Origin of the sequence: Rhodococcus sp. PBTS 1, from assembly GCF_001620025.1 — a bacterium.
Classification (GTDB): Bacteria; Actinomycetota; Actinomycetes; order Mycobacteriales; family Mycobacteriaceae; genus Rhodococcoides; species Rhodococcoides kroppenstedtii.
Map to the genome: position 1 here is coordinate 309,257 of NZ_CP015219.1, position 16,181 is coordinate 325,437.

The 16,181-nt window shown below is 69.9% G+C and carries 15 protein-coding genes; 8 read left to right on the forward strand and 7 right to left on the reverse strand.

Annotation, left to right across the window (positions count from 1 at the left end; translation table 11 throughout):
* The first annotated feature begins 62 nt into the window (after nucleotides 1-62).
* From secE to rplA, 4 genes are all read left to right on the forward strand, one after another.
* Complete coding sequence (gene secE, locus A3Q40_RS01565) at nucleotides 63-542, forward strand: preprotein translocase subunit SecE (RefSeq protein WP_068099497.1); 480 nt, start codon at nucleotides 63-65, stop codon at nucleotides 540-542.
* 58 nt (nucleotides 543-600) lie between these two features.
* Nucleotides 601-1,452: a transcription termination/antitermination protein NusG gene (nusG, locus tag A3Q40_RS01570; RefSeq protein ID WP_068099498.1), complete on the forward strand. Its 852-nt coding sequence runs from the start codon at nucleotides 601-603 to the stop codon at nucleotides 1,450-1,452.
* Nucleotides 1,453-1,525: 73 nt separating this feature from the next.
* On the forward strand, nucleotides 1,526-1,960 hold the full coding sequence (rplK, locus tag A3Q40_RS01575) for a 50S ribosomal protein L11 (protein ID WP_068099499.1): 435 nt from the start codon (nucleotides 1,526-1,528) through the stop codon (nucleotides 1,958-1,960).
* Nucleotides 1,961-2,037: 77 nt separating this feature from the next.
* Nucleotides 2,038-2,757 carry a 50S ribosomal protein L1 gene (rplA, locus tag A3Q40_RS01580; protein WP_068099500.1) on the forward strand — a complete coding sequence of 240 codons (720 nt, stop codon included), beginning with the start codon at nucleotides 2,038-2,040 and terminating at the stop codon, nucleotides 2,755-2,757.
* Between the two features lie 169 nt (nucleotides 2,758-2,926).
* Here the strand turns inward: rplA and A3Q40_RS01585 are convergent, their stop codons facing one another.
* The 3 genes from A3Q40_RS01585 to A3Q40_RS01595 form a co-directional block, all read right to left on the reverse strand.
* Entirely contained in the window at nucleotides 2,927-3,889 is a 963-nt protein-coding gene (locus tag A3Q40_RS01585; RefSeq protein ID WP_068099501.1) for an alpha/beta fold hydrolase, read from the reverse strand.
* A gap of 8 nt (nucleotides 3,890-3,897) precedes the next feature.
* Nucleotides 3,898-5,877 (reverse strand): CocE/NonD family hydrolase, encoded by a 1,980-nt coding sequence (locus tag A3Q40_RS01590; RefSeq protein WP_068104870.1) that lies wholly within the window; start codon nucleotides 5,875-5,877, stop codon nucleotides 3,898-3,900.
* A gap of 144 nt (nucleotides 5,878-6,021) precedes the next feature.
* The gene (locus A3Q40_RS01595) at nucleotides 6,022-6,219 is read right to left on the reverse strand and encodes a hypothetical protein (RefSeq protein ID WP_068099502.1); all 198 of its coding nucleotides are present in this window, start codon (nucleotides 6,217-6,219) and stop codon (nucleotides 6,022-6,024) included.
* 346 nt (nucleotides 6,220-6,565) lie between these two features.
* Here A3Q40_RS01595 and rplJ point away from each other — a divergent pair, with 346 nt between their 5' ends.
* The gene (gene rplJ, locus A3Q40_RS01600; protein WP_068099503.1) at nucleotides 6,566-7,120 is read left to right on the forward strand and encodes a 50S ribosomal protein L10; all 555 of its coding nucleotides are present in this window, start codon (nucleotides 6,566-6,568) and stop codon (nucleotides 7,118-7,120) included.
* A 124-nt stretch (nucleotides 7,121-7,244) separates the two neighbouring features.
* Nucleotides 7,245-7,634: a 50S ribosomal protein L7/L12 gene (gene rplL, locus A3Q40_RS01605; RefSeq protein WP_068099504.1), complete on the forward strand. Its 390-nt coding sequence runs from the start codon at nucleotides 7,245-7,247 to the stop codon at nucleotides 7,632-7,634.
* Nucleotides 7,635-7,717: 83 nt separating this feature from the next.
* On the opposite strand, the gene A3Q40_RS01610 is transcribed toward rplL, so the two are convergent.
* Complete coding sequence (locus tag A3Q40_RS01610) at nucleotides 7,718-8,905, reverse strand: acyl-CoA dehydrogenase family protein (RefSeq protein WP_235606392.1); 1,188 nt, start codon at nucleotides 8,903-8,905, stop codon at nucleotides 7,718-7,720.
* 330 nt (nucleotides 8,906-9,235) lie between these two features.
* Between A3Q40_RS01610 and A3Q40_RS01615 the strand changes: the two genes are divergently transcribed.
* Both A3Q40_RS01615 and A3Q40_RS01620 read left to right on the forward strand, forming a co-directional pair.
* The gene (locus A3Q40_RS01615) at nucleotides 9,236-10,528 is read left to right on the forward strand and encodes an aminotransferase class I/II-fold pyridoxal phosphate-dependent enzyme (protein ID WP_069972885.1); all 1,293 of its coding nucleotides are present in this window, start codon (nucleotides 9,236-9,238) and stop codon (nucleotides 10,526-10,528) included.
* Nucleotides 10,525-11,064 (forward strand): DUF2505 domain-containing protein, encoded by a 540-nt coding sequence (locus A3Q40_RS01620; RefSeq protein ID WP_068099505.1) that lies wholly within the window; start codon nucleotides 10,525-10,527, stop codon nucleotides 11,062-11,064. Before A3Q40_RS01615 ends, A3Q40_RS01620 begins: the two co-directional genes overlap by 4 nt.
* On the opposite strand, the gene A3Q40_RS01625 is transcribed toward A3Q40_RS01620, so the two are convergent.
* From A3Q40_RS01625 to A3Q40_RS01635, 3 genes are read right to left on the reverse strand one after another with little or no spacing between them, the layout of a single operon-like run.
* Nucleotides 11,000-12,646, reverse strand: a complete 1,647-nt coding sequence (locus A3Q40_RS01625; RefSeq protein ID WP_068099506.1) for an NAD-dependent epimerase/dehydratase family protein — start codon at nucleotides 12,644-12,646, stop codon at nucleotides 11,000-11,002. The genes A3Q40_RS01620 and A3Q40_RS01625 overlap by 65 nt on opposite strands.
* Nucleotides 12,643-14,235 carry an MFS transporter gene (locus A3Q40_RS01630; RefSeq protein ID WP_068099507.1) on the reverse strand — a complete coding sequence of 531 codons (1,593 nt, stop codon included), beginning with the start codon at nucleotides 14,233-14,235 and terminating at the stop codon, nucleotides 12,643-12,645. The genes A3Q40_RS01625 and A3Q40_RS01630 overlap by 4 nt, the downstream gene beginning before the upstream one ends.
* Nucleotides 14,232-15,854: an MFS transporter gene (locus A3Q40_RS01635; protein WP_068099508.1), complete on the reverse strand. Its 1,623-nt coding sequence runs from the start codon at nucleotides 15,852-15,854 to the stop codon at nucleotides 14,232-14,234. The genes A3Q40_RS01630 and A3Q40_RS01635 overlap by 4 nt, the downstream gene beginning before the upstream one ends.
* Nucleotides 15,855-16,181: the final 327 nt, after the last annotated feature.

Below are 16,181 nucleotides of genomic sequence, written 5' to 3' on the forward strand. Positions count from 1 at the left end.
GGTCGGCCGCCGTCGTCGCCCGAGCGGGCGCGGCGGAACCAGACGCGACCGAGAGGAACCACGTGAGCGATCAGCGCGAGCCGCGCGACGACGCCGCCACCGACGGGTCGACCGACCTGCCCGGCGGCGACGCGGACGCTGCCGCCGCGGGATCCTCGGCTCCGTCGGCATCCTCGGCTGCGTCGGCCTCGTCGTCTTCGGCGCGGCCCACCGGCAAGCGCGCCGCGCGTCGCTCGCGGGACACCGACTCGGCCGACGGAACGGCCGGCTCGGGCAAGACGACGGCGGGCAAGTCCGTCGCCACCGCGTCGCAGGTTCCCGGCCGTCAGCGGGCGGAGGCGGCGCCGAAGCAGAACATCTTCGCGCGACTGCGGAGGTTCCTCCGCGAGGTCGTCGCCGAGCTGCGCAAGGTCATCTGGCCGAACCGCAAGCAGATGGTCACCTACACCGCCGTGGTGTTGGTGTTCGTGACGTTCATGGTGGCCTACATCAGTGGGCTGGACCTGGCGTTCATCCGAGGGGTCCAGTGGCTGTTCGGCTGACGCCGATCCCCGCCGCACCCCGACACGACAGAACGAATACAGGAAGCGAGTGCCTTTCGTGAGCACGCCCCACAACGACGCCACCGACGTGGCCGCCTACGACGCTCAGGTCGAGGCCACCGAGCAGGGCCTCGAAGCGGAGCAGGCCGCGCAGGACCGCGCGACCGACGAGGCCATCGCGGCCGACGTGGCCGCCGCCACCGGCGAGGACGACAGCGACGCCGACGAGACCGCTGTCGACGAGACCGCGGGTGACGAGGCTCCCGCCGCCGACATCGACGCCGAGCCGGTCGACCCGGTCGCCGAGTTCAAGGCCGCGCTGCGCCGCGCCCCCGGTGACTGGTACGTGATCCACTCCTACGCGGGCTACGAGAACAAGGTGAAGGCCAACCTCGAGACCCGCGTCCAGAACCTCGACGTCGGCGACTACATCTTCCAGGTGGAAGTGCCCACCGAGGAGGTCACCGAGATCAAGAACGGCCAGCGCAAGCAGGTCAATCGCAAGGTGCTTCCCGGCTACATCCTGGTGCGCATGGAGCTCAACGACGAGTCGTGGGGCGCCGTCCGCAACACGCCCGGCGTCACCGGCTTCGTGGGTGCGACGTCGCGTCCGTCGCCGCTCACGATCAACGAGGTCGTGAAGTTCCTCATGCCGCAGGAGGACAAGAAGAAGGCGTCCGCGACTCCGGCTGCGGGTGGCGACACCACCGGCGAGACCGCGACCAAGCCGGTCATCGAGGTCGACTTCGAGGTCGGCGAGTCGGTCACCGTCATGGACGGCCCGTTCGCGACGCTGCCCGCCTCCATCAGCGAGGTCAACGCCGAGCAGCAGAAGCTCAAGGTGCTGGTGTCGATCTTCGGTCGCGAGACGCCCGTGGAGCTCGGCTTCACGCAGGTCGCGAAGATCTAGTTCGCCCCCTCCCCACTACTTGCAGGCAGTACCGCAAGACATCCGAGAACCACGCAACAACTAGGAATTACAGATGCCCCCCAAGAAGAAGAAGCTGGCCGGGATCATCAAGCTTCAGATCCAGGCCGGCCAGGCCAACCCGGCGCCGCCCGTGGGCCCTGCCCTCGGTCAGCACGGCGTCAACATCATGGAGTTCTGCAAGGCGTACAACGCGGCGACCGAGTCGCAGCGTGGCAACGTCGTGCCGGTGGAGATCTCGGTCTACGAGGACCGGACCTTCGACTTCAAGCTGAAGACCCCGCCCGCCGCCAAGCTGCTGCTCAAGGCAGCCGGCGTCGCCAAGGGTTCGGGCGAGCCGCACAAGACCAAGGTCGCCAAGGTGACCATGGATCAGGTGCGCGAGATCGCCAAGACGAAGCAGGAAGACCTGAACGCCAACGACATCGATCAGGCCGCGAAGATCATCGCCGGCACTGCTCGCTCGATGGGTATCACGGTCGAGGGATAACCCCCCCGGATCGACAGCACGTCGTGGGAGAGCCGGCCAGGCTCGCACCACACTCCGAACGAACGAACGGATTCACCATGGCAAAGCGCAGCAAGGCCTACGAGGCCGCAGCAGCGAAGATCGACTCCGACCAGCTCTACTCGCCGCTCGCCGCGGCGAAGCTGGCCAAGGAGACCGCGTCGAGCACGTTCGACGCCACCGTCGAGGTCGCCGTGCGGCTCGGCGTCGACCCCCGCAAGGCGGACCAGATGGTCCGCGGCACGGTCAACCTGCCGCACGGCACCGGTAAGACCGCCCGCGTCATCGTGTTCGCCGCCGGCGCGAAGGCCGACGAGGCAGCCGCAGCCGGTGCCGACGAGGTCGGTGCCGAGGACCTGATCGAGCGCATCCAGGGCGGATGGCTCGAGTTCGACGCCGCGATCGCCACCCCCGATCAGATGGCCAAGGTCGGCCGCATCGCCCGTGTCCTCGGACCGCGTGGCCTGATGCCGAACCCGAAGACGGGCACCGTCACCACCGACGTGACCAAGGCCGTGAACGACATCAAGGGCGGCAAGATCAACTTCCGCGTCGACAAGCAGGCCAACCTGCACTTCGTCATCGGCAAGGCGTCGTTCGACGACGCCAAGCTGGTGGAGAACTACGGCGCGGCGCTCGACGAGATCCTGCGTGCGAAGCCGTCGTCGGCCAAGGGCCGCTACGTCAAGAAGGTCACGGTCTCGACCACCACCGGACCGGGCATCCCGGTGGACCCGAACCGGACCCGCAACCTCCTCGAGGACGACGCGACGGTCTGATCCGCGTAGACACCACGAAGGCCGGCACCCCCTGCGGGTGCCGGCCTTCGTCGTGTTCGGGGAGCGTGTGTGTCGGCTCGGACCTGCGCCACCGCACACAGGTCGCCCCGATCCGCGGGATCCCGGCGTTCATCGCGACCTGTGTGCAGCGAGGCAGGTGCCGGAGCCGTCAGGCCCGCGCGATCACGTCGGTGATGGCGCCGATGACCTCGTCGAGCAGCTCGTTGGGGATGTCGTGCCCCATGCCGTCGAGCAGCGTCAGCCGGGCCCCGGGGATCGCCTTGGCCACGGCCTTGCCGCACATCGGGGGGACCAGCGGGTCGGCGGTGCCGTGAATGACGGCGGTGGGCGCGGTGATGCGGCGGGTGTACTTCAGCAGGCTGCCGGTGCCGGTGATGGCGGCGAACTGGCGCACGATGCCGGCGGGGTGGTAGCTGCGGTCGTAGGCGGCGGTGGCGTCGGCGATCCGCTCCTCCCACGTGGTGGCGTACTGCTTGCCGCCGATGGTCTGGAACGTCGTCGCCTGGTGCTCGATGATCTGCTTGCGGGTGGCGTTCTTCGGCGGAGGCTTCAGCAGGGGTGCGAGGGCGCGCAGGTCCGGCGGACGCAGGAACGGTTGGTTGGTGCTGGAGAAGATGATGGTGACGCTGTCGAAGCGCTCGGGATGCGAGCCGGCGGCAACCTGGGTGATCATGCCGCCCATCGAGGCGCCCACGATGTGCGCGCGCTCCAGGCCGAGGTGGTCCATGAGGCCGATCGTGTCGTCGGCCATGTCGACGATCGTGTACGGCACCGAGCTCGGCTGCCCGAGCTCGTGGCGGACGAGGCGCAGCAGCACGTTGCTCGTCACCCGCTCGCCGGTCATCTTGGTGGACAGGCCGATGTCGCGGTTGTCGAAGCGGATGACGCGGTGGCCGGCGTCGAGCAGACGGCGACAGAACGGCATCGACCACGTCAGCAGCTGACATCCGAGGCCCATGACGAGCAGCACCGGCGGCGCGTCGAGATCGCCCATGTCCTCGTAGGCCAGCTCGACGCCCCGACCGACGGGGGCGGTGCCCCGGCGGATCTCGACGTCGGAGTCGGCTTCCCGTGCGTCTCGGTCGTGCTGTCCCGCGCGTGCCTCGTGCATGTGTCCTCCTACCAGCCGGGCTCCCCGAGCACCGGCAGCGTGACGAAACTGGGGTTCGCCGGATCGACGACGACGTCCTGGGCGCGCCAGCGGGTACGCAGGCGGTCCGGCAGGATCGGGACGTAGCGCGGCGCGTCGGCGGCGAACAGGTCGATCCGGAGGCGGTGTCCGGGGTGCAGCACCGCCTCGGTCGAGAGTAGTTCGATGTCGAGCACGGTGACCTCGCCGGGAACCACGGGTAGCAGCGATTCGCGGGTGAGCGGGTGGTGCGCGACGAGGTAGTCGCCGGACTCGGTCCGCACGCTCTTGCCGTCGTCGATCGCCCGCCGGGTCGCGAGGAGTGCACCGTTGGTGAGGACCGTCGACCGCCCGTCGGGATCGACGTCGCACACCATCACCGCCCAGAACGCCTCGCGGGCGAACGCGACCGTGGTGACGTGCAGGTTGGCCGGCCCGGAGAGCACCACGGCGGCCCGGCAGGGCGGGGTGGTGAACGTGAGGGCGTCACGCTCGGCGAACCGGTTGTCGTAGGTGAAGCCGCCGCCGAGCACCGCGGGCACCCCGGCGAGCACCTGCGTCGTGTCGCGGGAGATCGTGGCGCGCCAGCCGGGCGCCACTCGCAGCGACGCGGAACGGAACGGGGGCTCGGCGGTCAGGGAGCCGTCGGCGCGGGCGTGCCCGGCGGTGCCCGAGGTGTCGGCGGTGAGGTAGAGCCGGCGGGGGACGGCGTGCGGCGCCGGGAAGCGGCCGTGGGCCTCCCACCCGCCGCCCTGCTGCCGGAGGGTGACCGGTCCGTAGCGGTCGATGCCGTTGTCGATGCCGCGCAGCCACCGGTCGAACCAGGCGCGTTCGAGCACGTCGAGGCGCGGCGGGAAGCCGGGTTCGCCGAAGCCGATGCCGGGATTGCCGTGGTAGCCGTCGCCGACGAGCAACTGCTTGCGGCCCCGCTCGAGGGTGAGCCGGTTGTACATGTCCGGCGCCGCGCCACCGAAGATGTCGTGCCAGCAGCCGTAGAGGAACGTCGGGACGTCGATGGTCTCGATGGTGGGGTCGATGGTGTCGAAGCTGGGATCGTCGTAGATCCGCGGGTCCGAGCCGGTGAGGAAGCCGCGCACGAGGTTCCCGATGTTCGTGGCGGGGCTGCGAAGGCGGTCGACCAGCCAGCGGGGGATGCCGGTGCCGAGGTGCGGGGTGGGGGCCCACTTGAGCGCGTTCACCGTGGCCAACCACAGCGGGATGAACACCGACGGCGCCCCGCCGGTCGCGAAGATCTCCCGGACGATGTCCTCGGATCCCTCGACCGCGAACACCGCGTCGGGCCCGTCCGGTGATCCTGCCGCCTGCAGCGAGTTGATGGCGGAGTAGGAGATGCCGGCCATGCCCACGTGCCCGTCGCACCACGGCTGCGCGCGCACCCACCGGAGCACGTCGAGGGTGTCGAGCTGTTCGCGCGGTCCGAGGGTGTCCCACACGCCGGCGGACTGCCCGGTGCCGCGGGCGTCGACGATGACCTGGACGTACCCGCTGCGGACCAGGTGCCGGTTGATCGTCAGCAGGTCGGCCGCGCCGCCCGCGATCACGCGCGTGATCTCGGTGACGCCCTCGAGCGGGGTACCGGAGAAGTCGACGGACGCGGAGACCGTGCGGAGGGTCCGGCCCAGCACGGGGGCCTCCAACAGCCGGTCGATCAGGTCGAGCAGAAGCGAGTTGTACGGCGTGACGTTGAGAACGACGGGGAATCGGTACGACGCGGGGCGTCCGTCGCCGTCGGCGGGGGAGATCACCACGGCTCGCAGCACCGTTCCGTCGCTCACCGGAATCGGCACGGCGCGGCGGATGTGCACGTCGGGGAACTCGGGGGTGGACTCGACCAGCTCGGCCCAGGCGCGACCGTCCTCGCCGCCGGTCGGATCCCGCCGTGGCCGACCGAGAGCGCCAGGACGCACCAGGGGGTGCGCAGCAGCGGTCGTGCGATCGGCGGCGGTCATGATCGTCGAGTCAACCTCGAGGGCGGAGCGCACGTCGTCGCAACGCGCGAACGTCGTCGCTGCCGACAGGACGACGACGCCGTTCGCTGGTGGGTGCCACGAACGGCGTCGTCGTCAATGATGTCGCCTATGACGCGGGCCGGTCTACTTGCCGCCCTCGGGTGTGCCCTCGCTGTCGCTGAAGAAGGCCCACTCGCCGTCGTGCTCGACTTCGAGGCGCCAGCCGAGCTCGGCGTCGTCGGCCTTGCTCTCCTTGAACCAGCTGTGGGCGTCGGTCGAGTTGTCGATCTCCTTGGTGGCGACGACGGAACCGGTCGGGTCGAGTACGCGATAGTTGGCCATGGTGAACTCTGTTCCCGAACCGCGCCCTCGGTAACCGTTTTGCATTCTCGGCTCGCCGGCGCCTACACTCGACCGGTCTGCGCAAGCAGCCACATGCTTCACCCGTTCCACCCAAGACCGTTGGTCGTCACGCCCCTGCGGGCGTGATCGAAGGTCCGACCCCTCGCGAGTCGGCGGCCCACGCAGGAGGATCGTGGCCCGAGCAGCGTGTCGACGTCCTCCGTGAGGTCGCCCGCTCACCATCGTGCGCCCCGAACGCTTCTGCGTCCGGGGCGTTTCTCGTCTCCGGGCCGGCTTCGCCTTGTCCCGAGGGATCGACACGAGAGCGAAAGAGAGGAGGCGAAGTATGGCGAAAGCAGAGAAGGTCACCGCGGTGTCGGAGATCTCCGAGCAGTTCAAGGGCGCGACGGCGGCCGTGGTCACGGAATACCGTGGTCTGTCGGTCACTCGTCTGACCGAACTGCGTCGGGCGCTCGGTGCCGGGGCCACGTACTCCGTCGCCAAGAACACCCTGGTCAAGCGGGCCGCTGCGGATGCGGGCATCGAAGGTCTCGACGATCTGTTCGTCGGACCGACGGCGATCGCGTTCATCGAGGGCGAGCCCGTCGACGCCGCCAAGGCGATCAAGCAGTTCGCCAAGGACAACAAGGCGCTCGTGATCAAGGGCGGCTACATGGACGGCCGTGCGCTGTCCGTGGACGAGGTCAACCGCATCGCGGACCTCGAGTCGCGTGAGGTTCTGCTGGCCAAGCTGGCCGGCGCGATGAAGGGCAACCTGTCGAAGGCTGCCGGACTGTTCAACGCTCCCGCCTCGCAGGTCGCGCGTCTCGCGGCTGCGCTGCAGGAGAAGAAGGCCGCAGAAGAGGGCGCCCCGGCGCCGGAAGCTGCAGCCGCCGACTAGCTGATCCGCAAGGACTGCCGCACCACCTCGTGCGGGTTCGCCCGCACACCACCACCCTGTCCCCGGATCGGCGACAGCAACTTCCCGCCGCCTCCGGCGACGGGCATCACGGAAGGACGCCCCCATGGCGAAGCTCAGCACCGAAGAATTGCTCGACCAGTTCAAGGAGCTCACCCTCCTCGAGCTCAGCGAGTTCGTGAAGGCATTCGAGGAGACCTTCGAGGTCACCGCTGCTGCCCCGGTCGCCGTTGCCGCTGCCGGTGCCCCGGCTGCCGGTGGCGCCGAGGCCGCCGAGGAGCAGGACGAGTTCGACGTCGTCCTCGACTCGGCCGGCGACAAGAAGATCCAGGTCATCAAGGTCGTCCGCGAGGTCGTCTCGGGCCTGGGCCTGAAGGAAGCCAAGGACCTCGTCGAGAGCGCCCCGAAGGCGATCCTGGAGAAGGTCGACAAGGCTGCCGCCGACGCCGCCAAGGAGAAGCTCGAGGCTGCCGGCGCGAAGATCTCCCTCAAGTGATCCGAGTTCCCTGAGCGAACCGACAGCGGCCGCACCCGTTTCCGGGTGCGGCCGCTGTTCTCGTTGTCCGTGGTCGTGCTGGGTCAGGCCAGAGAGAACGCCTCGCCGCGGTGGTACGCGGCCAGCGAGGCCTCGGTCTCCCGGATCGACGGCGGGTGGAAGGCGAACGCCGAGACCACCGACTGCAGGTACGCCACGTCCGGGTCGGTGATGAACGCGATGCCACCGAGCGCCGTGACCGCGGCATCCGCCGCCCGCCGCAGGGCGCCGCGCAGAGCGATGCGGCAGAACAGCAGTCGGGCCGAGACGTCCGCGCCCTTCTCGCCGCGGTCGAGGGCCGCGGCGACCGCTTCGAGCGCCGCCATGGCGGACTCCAGTTCGGCGGCCGCCGTGGTGTAGACGCCGTCGCTCACCTTCGGATGGCCCACGAGCCGCTCCACCAGGGCCGTCGCGGCTCCGATGTAACCCGCGGACGCCAGGATGCCGAACCACAGGAACCCGGTCAGCTCGTGCTGTCCGTCCGGATCGTCGAGTGCCCCGATCATCGTGAGCGCCACCGGAACGCGGACGTCCTCGAGCACCACCTCCTCGCTCTCCGCGCCCGCGAGGATCGGCGTGGTCCAGAAGGGCCGCACCGACACCCCCGGCATGGTCGCGGGGACGAGGGCGACCGCTTTGCGAGTCTTACCGCCCTTCTTCTCGCGGGTGGCGACGCTGGCGGCGAGGAAATCCATGGACGACGACAGGCTGCACGGCTTCTTGCTGCCGTTGATGACGTAGTCGCCGTCGTCGTAGTAGGCGTCCACCGACGGCACGAGCGTCGAACCGACGCCCTCGGCGAAGCCGGAGGCGATGACGGCCTTCTGCTCGATCAGCCCGGCCACGAGGGGGAGTTCCTCCTCCGGGCCGGCCTTCGCGATCTCGACGATCGTGGCCAGGGACAGATGGTGCATCGTCACCGCGGCCGCGAGGGACGGGGACTGCGCACCGATGGCGCGGTGGATGTCCATGGCGTCGACGGCGCTCGCGCCCAGTCCGCCGAGCGACTCGGGTGCGATGAGACCGCACCCGCCGGCGTCCTTGAAGACGGCGACGGCGTCGTGCCCCGGCGACTCGAGGACGGCGAGCGGGGTCGCCTCGAGGTAGTCCGCCAGGGCCGGCAGGTAGCGCCGCAGGGTGGCACGCTCACGTGCCGCCAGACGGGACTCGGGCCCGGATCCGGCGGTGGAATCCGTGGTGGGAGTGGACCGTTCCTCGGCTGTGATGGACACGGTGGGACCTTTCGTCGGATTTGCCCGGAATGTGGCCTCCCGCTACGTCGTCCGGCGGGTTCTGTGCGTGGGCGAGTATCGACCCGTTGTCGGCCGCTGCCCGGGTCTCTCGCCCGACGCTGGTGCTTCTCCAATCGAGGGACCGACTGTTGACCACATGTCACACCGGTCTTGTCGTGTTCCGGCACAACGACATCCGTAGCCTGGAGCGGTAAGCGCAACAGCGGTTGAGGCCGGTGAGCGCGGCGCGATGCAGCGCCGGGCCCCCTCGGCCGCCGGTGCGCCGGCGGACTCCGCCGGACCTTCCGTCCGACCTGTTCGGGGTGACACATGAGTTCACAGGCTCTGCTCGATCGTATCCGGCACGACAAGCGCATCTGGGCGCATCGCGTGCTCACCAAGCACGATCAGAACCCGTTCTTCCGGGTGATGAAATCGGTCAACGCACCGGTCGTCGACGTCGAGAACCGGTCGGTGATCATGATGGGCTCCAACAACTATCTGGGCCTCGCCGATCACCCCGTGGTGCGCGCGGGCGCGGCGGCGGCGCTCGAGCGCTACGGCGCCACCGTCACCGGCAGCCGGTTGCTCAACGGCACGATCACGCTGCACACCGAGCTGGAGGAGGAACTGGCCGACTGGCACGGCACCGACCAGGCTCTGGTGTTCACCACCGGCTATCAGGCCAACCTCGGCGGCATCAGCGCGCTGGTCGGGGTCGGGGACACCGTCGTGGTGGACTCGGCGGCCCACGCGTCGATCTACGACGCCTGCCGGCTCTCCCGCGCGACGGTCCGTGCGTTTCGGCACAACCGCGTGGACCTGTTGGAGGACAAGCTCTCTCGCTCCACCGGCGTCGTGCTGGTGGTCGTGGACGGGCTGTACTCCATGCACGGTGACCTCGCGCCGCTGGACGAGATCGCGGCCGTGTGCGAGAAATACGACGCCGCGCTGTTCGTCGACGAGGCCCACAGTGTCGCGGTCATGGGACCGGACCTCACCGGTGCGGCCGGGCTGTTCGGCGCGGCGGACGACATCGACGCGCGCATGGGCTGCCTGTCCAAGGGACTGGGATCGTCGGGCGGCTTCGTCGCCGGCTCGAAGGACATCGTCGACGCCATGCGCGTCCACGCGCGGACGTTCCTGTTCACCACCGCCGGGGTGCCCGCGGCACTGGGTGCGGCCCTCGCGGCGATTCGTCTGATGCGCACGGACGAGGGCGCCGAGCGGTCTCGCCGCACCCTGGCCAACGCGCGCTACCTGCACGACGGGCTGCGGGCCGCCGGGGTCGACGTCGGTGCGCCCAGCCCGCTGCCCGACGGCTCGGATCTGGTGTCGCCCATCGTCGCCGTCAACGTGCGGGACGATCTCAAGACGGTCAACACGTGGCGAACCCTGTGGGACGCCGGGGTGTTCGCGTCGGCCGCGATGTTCCCGGCGGTCCCGCACGACGGCGCCATTCTGCGTCTGTGCGTGCAGGCGGACCACACCACGGACCATCTCGATCGGGTGATCGAGGAGGTGGGCAAGGTCCTCGGCGACGGGTCGGATCATGCGAACGGGCAGTCGGCTCCCGACGAGGTCGGTGCCGCCCTCGCGAGCCCGGTTCCGGTGGGCGCGTGACTCTCTCGATCGAGCAGCACACCGAGTACCCCTGCTCCGCCGAGCTTCTGCACGCCACGCTCACGAACGAGACGTACTGGTCGGACCGTGTGCGCGACATCGGCAGCGGAAGCAAGGTCGTGCGGCACGAGGTGACGCCGGAGCTGACCACATCGGAGGTGGATCAGACGCTCGACCCCGACGTGATGCCCAAGGGCGTCCGCCGACTGGTGGGCAGCACGATGTCCGCCCGCTGCACCGAGCGGTGGCGCCCGCTGCGGGCGGACGGGTCGGCCGTCGGGGACTACCGGCTGGTCACCGCCGGGGTGCCGGTCGTCATGGCCGGGAATCTCGCGCTGGAGCCGCGGGGAGAGAGTGCCTGCGCGTTGATCTTTCGTGGCACGGTCGAGGCCACCATGCCCGTGGTGGGTGCCGTCCTGGAAAAGATGATGGCCGGGGACGTCGACCGCGGATTCGCGGTCGAGCGCGAGTTCACGATGCGGTGGCTCGTCGCGCGGGGGACGCTGCCTGCGTCTGCGCAGTCACGGCACGGCTGATCGCCTCGAGCATGCGGCGCTGGCCGTCGCCCGTGCGGGCGGTGGCCCGCCGCGGCAGTCGCAGGGTGCGGACGCGCTGCAGCCCGCGGTCCGCGTGGACCTTCTCCGATCGCCGTGTCGGCAGACGGACGCCGCTGCGGGCGAGCAGAAGTCCGTCGTCGCCGGGTACCGCGGAAAGGCTGTCCCGTCGGGTGCCGCGCCGGTGACGCACCAGCACGACCTCGTCGGCGGCGTACTCGGCGCAGACCGCGGCGAGGGCTTCGCGGACGGCCCGGCGGCCGGCCCGCCCCCGACGGCCCGTGCTGAGGCCGTGTCCGGGCAGGTCCACCAGCACGGCGGTGGCACCCGACTCGGCGACGGCCCGGCCGAGGGCGGTGAGGTAGCGCGCGTGCAGTCCTCGCGGCACGGGGAGAACCACCACCGTGTCCACCCCCGTGCCGTGTTCGCCGTGGTGGATCTCGACGTGCACGGAGCCGGTCGGGGTATCGATCTGTCGGTGTTCGCACCGCTCGAGTCCGGCGTCGAGGTGGCTCCGAAGCACGGCCGCAGCCGGGTCGGTCTCGGCCCACGCCCGCAGCCGCGTCGTCGCGGCCTGCAACGCCGACTCGCACACCACGGCGCGCCGCGGCGCGTGACGACGGGTGACGACGGGTCGACCGGCCAGCAGGATCATGACCGCGGCCGCCTCGGCCGAACTCATGGTCGGAACCCAGCCCGTGCGCTGTTCGAGGGCGGTGGAGTCCACCGCGGCCTCACCGGAGGAGATCCAGTGCCCCGAGAACGGCAGCAGGCGCAGGGCGTAGGCGACGTCGACGGCGGTGCGCAGCAGTCGCAGCGGGACGTTCAGCACCACCTGCCCCTGCATCGCGCCGAGGTCCGCGACGCTGAGCCAGTCCCGCGGCCCCAGGTTCCAGGGCCCGTCGAGACGCGCGTGGACGGCCCGGTGGAACGCGTCCGCCATGTCGTCCTGGTGGAGGAACTGATAGTGCGATCGGCGCGGATCGGGGAACGCGATCACCGACTGGGTCAGGGTGTCGATGCCGTCGTTGGAGAAGTGGGAGCCCACGATGTAGGTGGGCCGCAGCAGAGCGATGCTCATCTCGCCGGGGTGGCGTCGCAGCCACCATTCGACGAAGTGCTCGACTTCGGCCTTGTCGAAGAAGTAGTACCGGCTCGGGTCCGCGGTGGGGAACTCGTCCTCCGTCACCGGCACGGGCAGGTCCTCGCGGCCGTACGCGCTGACGCTCGACGCCACCACCATCGATCCGACGCCCGCGCGGTGCGCACACTCGACCGTGTTGCGGGTGCCCTCGATGTTGACGTCGTGGATGACCGCCTTGTCGCGCTGCTCCTCCACGACGAACGCCAGGTGGATGACCACGTCGCAGCCGGCGAAGATCGCCGCCAGATCGGGTGAGCGAATGTCGGCCGTGACGGAACGCAGCTTGGGGTGATGCACCCGCGGCGCCCGACGCCCGAGGCCGACGACGGTCGTGATCGCCGGATCGTCGAGCAGGACCGGGAGCAACGCCGCGGCGAAGTCGCTGGTGGCGCCGGTGACCGCGACGGTGAGCCCGCTCATGCTTCCTCCGCCTCGTCGGTGCGCAGCACTCCGGTGGTCCGGTGCGAGCGCGGAAGCCCGACGGCGACCACCACCGCGCACACCGCGACGGCGGCGGCGGCGACGTGGGACGCCACGCGGGCGCCGTCCATCGCGGCCTCCTTCATGGTCAGCACCAACGCATCTCGCGCGGGGACGAGGATGCTCGGCAGGTCGTACTCCTGCAGCGCGGTGACGGAGAGGAAGCTCGAGTCCACGTACTCGCGGTCGCGGTCGGAGATGACGGTGACGGGGATCTCTGCGACGACGGGCCGGACCGCGGCGTTGTAGTACGACGCGGTGATGGACCCGAGGACGGCGACACCCAGCGTGCCGCCGAGTTCGCGAGTGGTGTCGTTGACCGCCGAGCCGGCTCCCGCTTCGGACACCGGCACCGCCGACATGATGGATTCCGTTGCGGGGCCCTGAATTACGGCGATACCGACGGCGAGCACCACCATGGTCGGCAGGAGCAGGCCGACGTACGACGAGTCGACGTCGACCTGTCCGGCGAGAACCATCCCGATGGAGACGAGGATCAGGCCGGTCACCACGACGGGCATGGTGCCGATCCGTTGCGCGAGGGCGGTCGCGAGCGGCGCGCTGACGGCCAGGGCGAGAGCGAACGGGATGGTGGCCACGCCGAACTCGAGCGCGGTGTAGCCGCGGACACCCTGGAAGTACTGGGTGGTGAGGAAGACGTAGCCGAACATGGAGAAGTAGGCCACCGAGATGGCCAGGGCCGGCATGGCGAACGGGGGAAGACGGAACAGTCGCACGTCGAGAATCGGTGTCGCGGTGCGTAGTTGGCGCAGGACGAACAGCACGAGCAGGACCGCCGCGACGGCCGCGCCGCCGAGGGTGTGCGCGGAGAGCCACCCGTGGGTGGGCGCCTCGATCAGCGAGTACACCATCAGCGTGATGCCGGCGAACGAGAGCGCGACGCCCTGCACGTCCAGCGGACCGGTCTCGGGTGCACGGGATTCCGGGACGGCCGTCACGATCCCGACGACGGCGATCAGGGCGACGGGAACGTTCAGCCAGAAGACGGCGTGCCAGGAGAAGTGCTCGACGATGTAACCGCCGGACACCGGACCGATCGCGATGGCGATGCCCGCCACGGACGCCCAGGTCCCGATCGCCACCGCGCGTCGAGCGGGCTCGCGGAAGATGTCGATGATGACCGCGAGGGTGGCGGGCAGCGCGGCGGCGGCGAAGACCCCCATGAGGGCACGCGAGGTGATCAGCTGCGGCAGGCTGTCGGCGACCGCGCCGATCACCGACGTGGCGGCCAGGCCGACGACACCGATCAGCAGCATGCGTTTGCGGCCGATGCGGTCCGTGATGTTGCCGAAGGCGAGCAGCAGCCCGCAGAAGGTGAGGATGTAGGCGTCGACCACCCATTGCAGGCCGGTGAAACCGGCGCGCAACTCCTCGCTGATGTCCGGAAGTGCGACGTTGACGACGGTGTTGTCGAGCACGACCAGCAACTCGACGAAGCAGATGACGACGAAGGCCGCGGTGCGACGGCCCGACGACAGGCCCGCGGCCGAGGACACGACGGACGTCATCCGTCGACCTCGGTTCTCGACGCCACGCTCGGCTCGGTCCGGTCCGGCGCCTCCGGCGCCAGCATCCCGCTGGTCCGGTGGTGGGCGGGGAAGTTCAGGGCGACCACGACGGCGCAGACGAAGACGGCGCCCGCCGCGACGTAGGCCGCGATGGACGAGCCACGGAGCGCGGCTTCCTTCATCTCCGTGATCAGTTGTGCACGTTGCGGTTCGAAGAGACTCGGGAGCTCGCGGGCCCGGATCTCGGACACGCTGAGCACGCTGGCCTGCGCGTAGGCCTTCTCCGTCTCGGTCATGATCGCGCTCGGGATCGCCTCGACGAGGGGCCGGACGGTGGAGACGTAGTAGCTGGCGACGAGCGAGCCGAGCACCGCGACGCCGAGGGTGCCGCCGATCTCGCGAGTGGTGTCGTTGACCGCCGCACCCGCGCCCGCTTCGTCCAGTGGAAGCGAGGACATGATGGATTCGGTGGCGGGGCCCTGGATCACGGCGATGCCGACGGCCAGGAGCAGCATCGCCGGGAGGACCAGGCCGAGGTAGGAGCTGTCGATCTTCACCTGCGCCGCCACCACCAGGCCCGCGCCGATCAGGACCAGTCCGGTGACCAGGACAGGCATGGTGCCGATCTTCTGGGCGATGACGGTGGCGGACGGCGACGAGATGGCCAGCGCCGCGGCGAAGGGCAGAGTGGCGATGCCGAAGTCGAGCGGGCTGTACTCGCGGATGCCCTGGAAGTACTGGGTGATGAGGAACAGGAATCCGAACAGGCTGAAGAAGCCGATCGCGATGGACACCGCCGGCCACGCGAAGGGCTTGATCCGGAACAACGAGACGTCGAGCACCGGGGCGGCCACACGGCGCTGCCGGTGGACGAAGGCCCAGAGCAGTGCGACCGCGGCGAGTGCGCCGCCGAGGGTGGCGGGAGAGGTCCATCCGAAGTTCGGCGCCTCGATGACCACGAAGACCAACAGGGTCACGCCGGCGATGGACAGGAGCACACCCGGCACGTCCAGCTTGCCGGGGTTCGCGGCCTTGGACTCGGGCACGATCAGGGCGACCAGCACCACGCCCACCAGCGCGACGGGGACGTTGAGCCAGAACACCGAGTGCCACGAGAAGTGCTCGAGGAGGAAGCCGCCCGAGACCGGACCGATCGCGACGGCGACACCGGCGATCGACGACCAGGCGCCGATGGCGAGGGCGCGTTCCTTCGGCAGCGGGAACAGATTGGTGATGACCGCGAGGGTGGCCGGCAGCACCATCGCCGCGAAGACCCCCATCACGGCCCGCGAGGTGAGGACGTCGCCGAGACCGTCCCCGGTCGCGCCGACGATCGACGACGCCCCCAGGCCGGCCAGTCCGACCAGCAGGAACAGTCGTCGGCCGTAGCGGTCGCCGAGGTTGCCGAACGCGAGCAGCAGTCCCGAGAACGTCAGTGTGTAGGCGTCGACCACCCACTGCAGCCCGGAGATGCCCGCCGAGAGCTCCACGCCGATGGACGGCAGCGCGACGTTGATGATCGTCATGTCCAGCACGATCAGGAGCTCCGCGAGGCAGATGACCCCGAAGGCCGAGAGCTGGCGGCGGCGACTCGGGGCCGTACTCGTCACGTCGCGCATCGATCCTCCGGGTCGGGGGCAGGAACCTGGCGGTGGCCCACGGTAGGGCGGGGTGCGCGGCAGGGGGAGGCTTCGCGGGGCGCGCTGCCCATGTCGGTGGGAGGTCACTGCGCCGACGGCCCCGGCCCGTGACCGTCTACGACCGGTCGATTGCGAACGCTCACCAATTTCGTGCGCGTCGTGTCTGTTCGCCCGTGCAACGGCGCTTCATCGGGCAGACTTCGACGACGGAACCACGGCCGCGTCGGGGGGCGGGTTACCGATCGGTAAGGTGCGTGGTCGTTGCGGCCACTTCGGTGGGTTAGAGTGACGCGACGCACACACACA

Excerpts from the sequence above, each read along its gene's own strand:
- rplK (WP_068099499.1), top strand. The coding sequence starts at position 1,526 with ATGCCCCCCAAGAAGAAGAAGCTGGCCGGGATCATCAAGCTTCAGATC.
- rplA (WP_068099500.1), top strand. The coding sequence starts at position 2,038 with ATGGCAAAGCGCAGCAAGGCCTACGAGGCCGCAGCAGCGAAGATCGAC.
- A3Q40_RS01585 (WP_068099501.1), bottom strand. The coding sequence starts at position 3,889 with ATGCACGAGGCACGCGCGGGACAGCACGACCGAGACGCACGGGAAGCC.
- A3Q40_RS01590 (WP_068104870.1), bottom strand. The coding sequence starts at position 5,877 with ATGACCGCCGCCGATCGCACGACCGCTGCTGCGCACCCCCTGGTGCGT.
- A3Q40_RS01595 (WP_068099502.1), bottom strand. The coding sequence starts at position 6,219 with ATGGCCAACTATCGCGTACTCGACCCGACCGGTTCCGTCGTCGCCACC.
- rplJ (WP_068099503.1), top strand. The coding sequence starts at position 6,566 with ATGGCGAAAGCAGAGAAGGTCACCGCGGTGTCGGAGATCTCCGAGCAG.
- rplL (WP_068099504.1), top strand. The coding sequence starts at position 7,245 with ATGGCGAAGCTCAGCACCGAAGAATTGCTCGACCAGTTCAAGGAGCTC.
- A3Q40_RS01615 (WP_069972885.1), top strand. The coding sequence starts at position 9,236 with ATGAGTTCACAGGCTCTGCTCGATCGTATCCGGCACGACAAGCGCATC.
- A3Q40_RS01625 (WP_068099506.1), bottom strand. The coding sequence starts at position 12,646 with ATGAGCGGGCTCACCGTCGCGGTCACCGGCGCCACCAGCGACTTCGCC.
- A3Q40_RS01630 (WP_068099507.1), bottom strand. The coding sequence starts at position 14,235 with ATGACGTCCGTCGTGTCCTCGGCCGCGGGCCTGTCGTCGGGCCGTCGC.
- A3Q40_RS01635 (WP_068099508.1), bottom strand. The coding sequence starts at position 15,854 with ATGCGCGACGTGACGAGTACGGCCCCGAGTCGCCGCCGCCAGCTCTCG.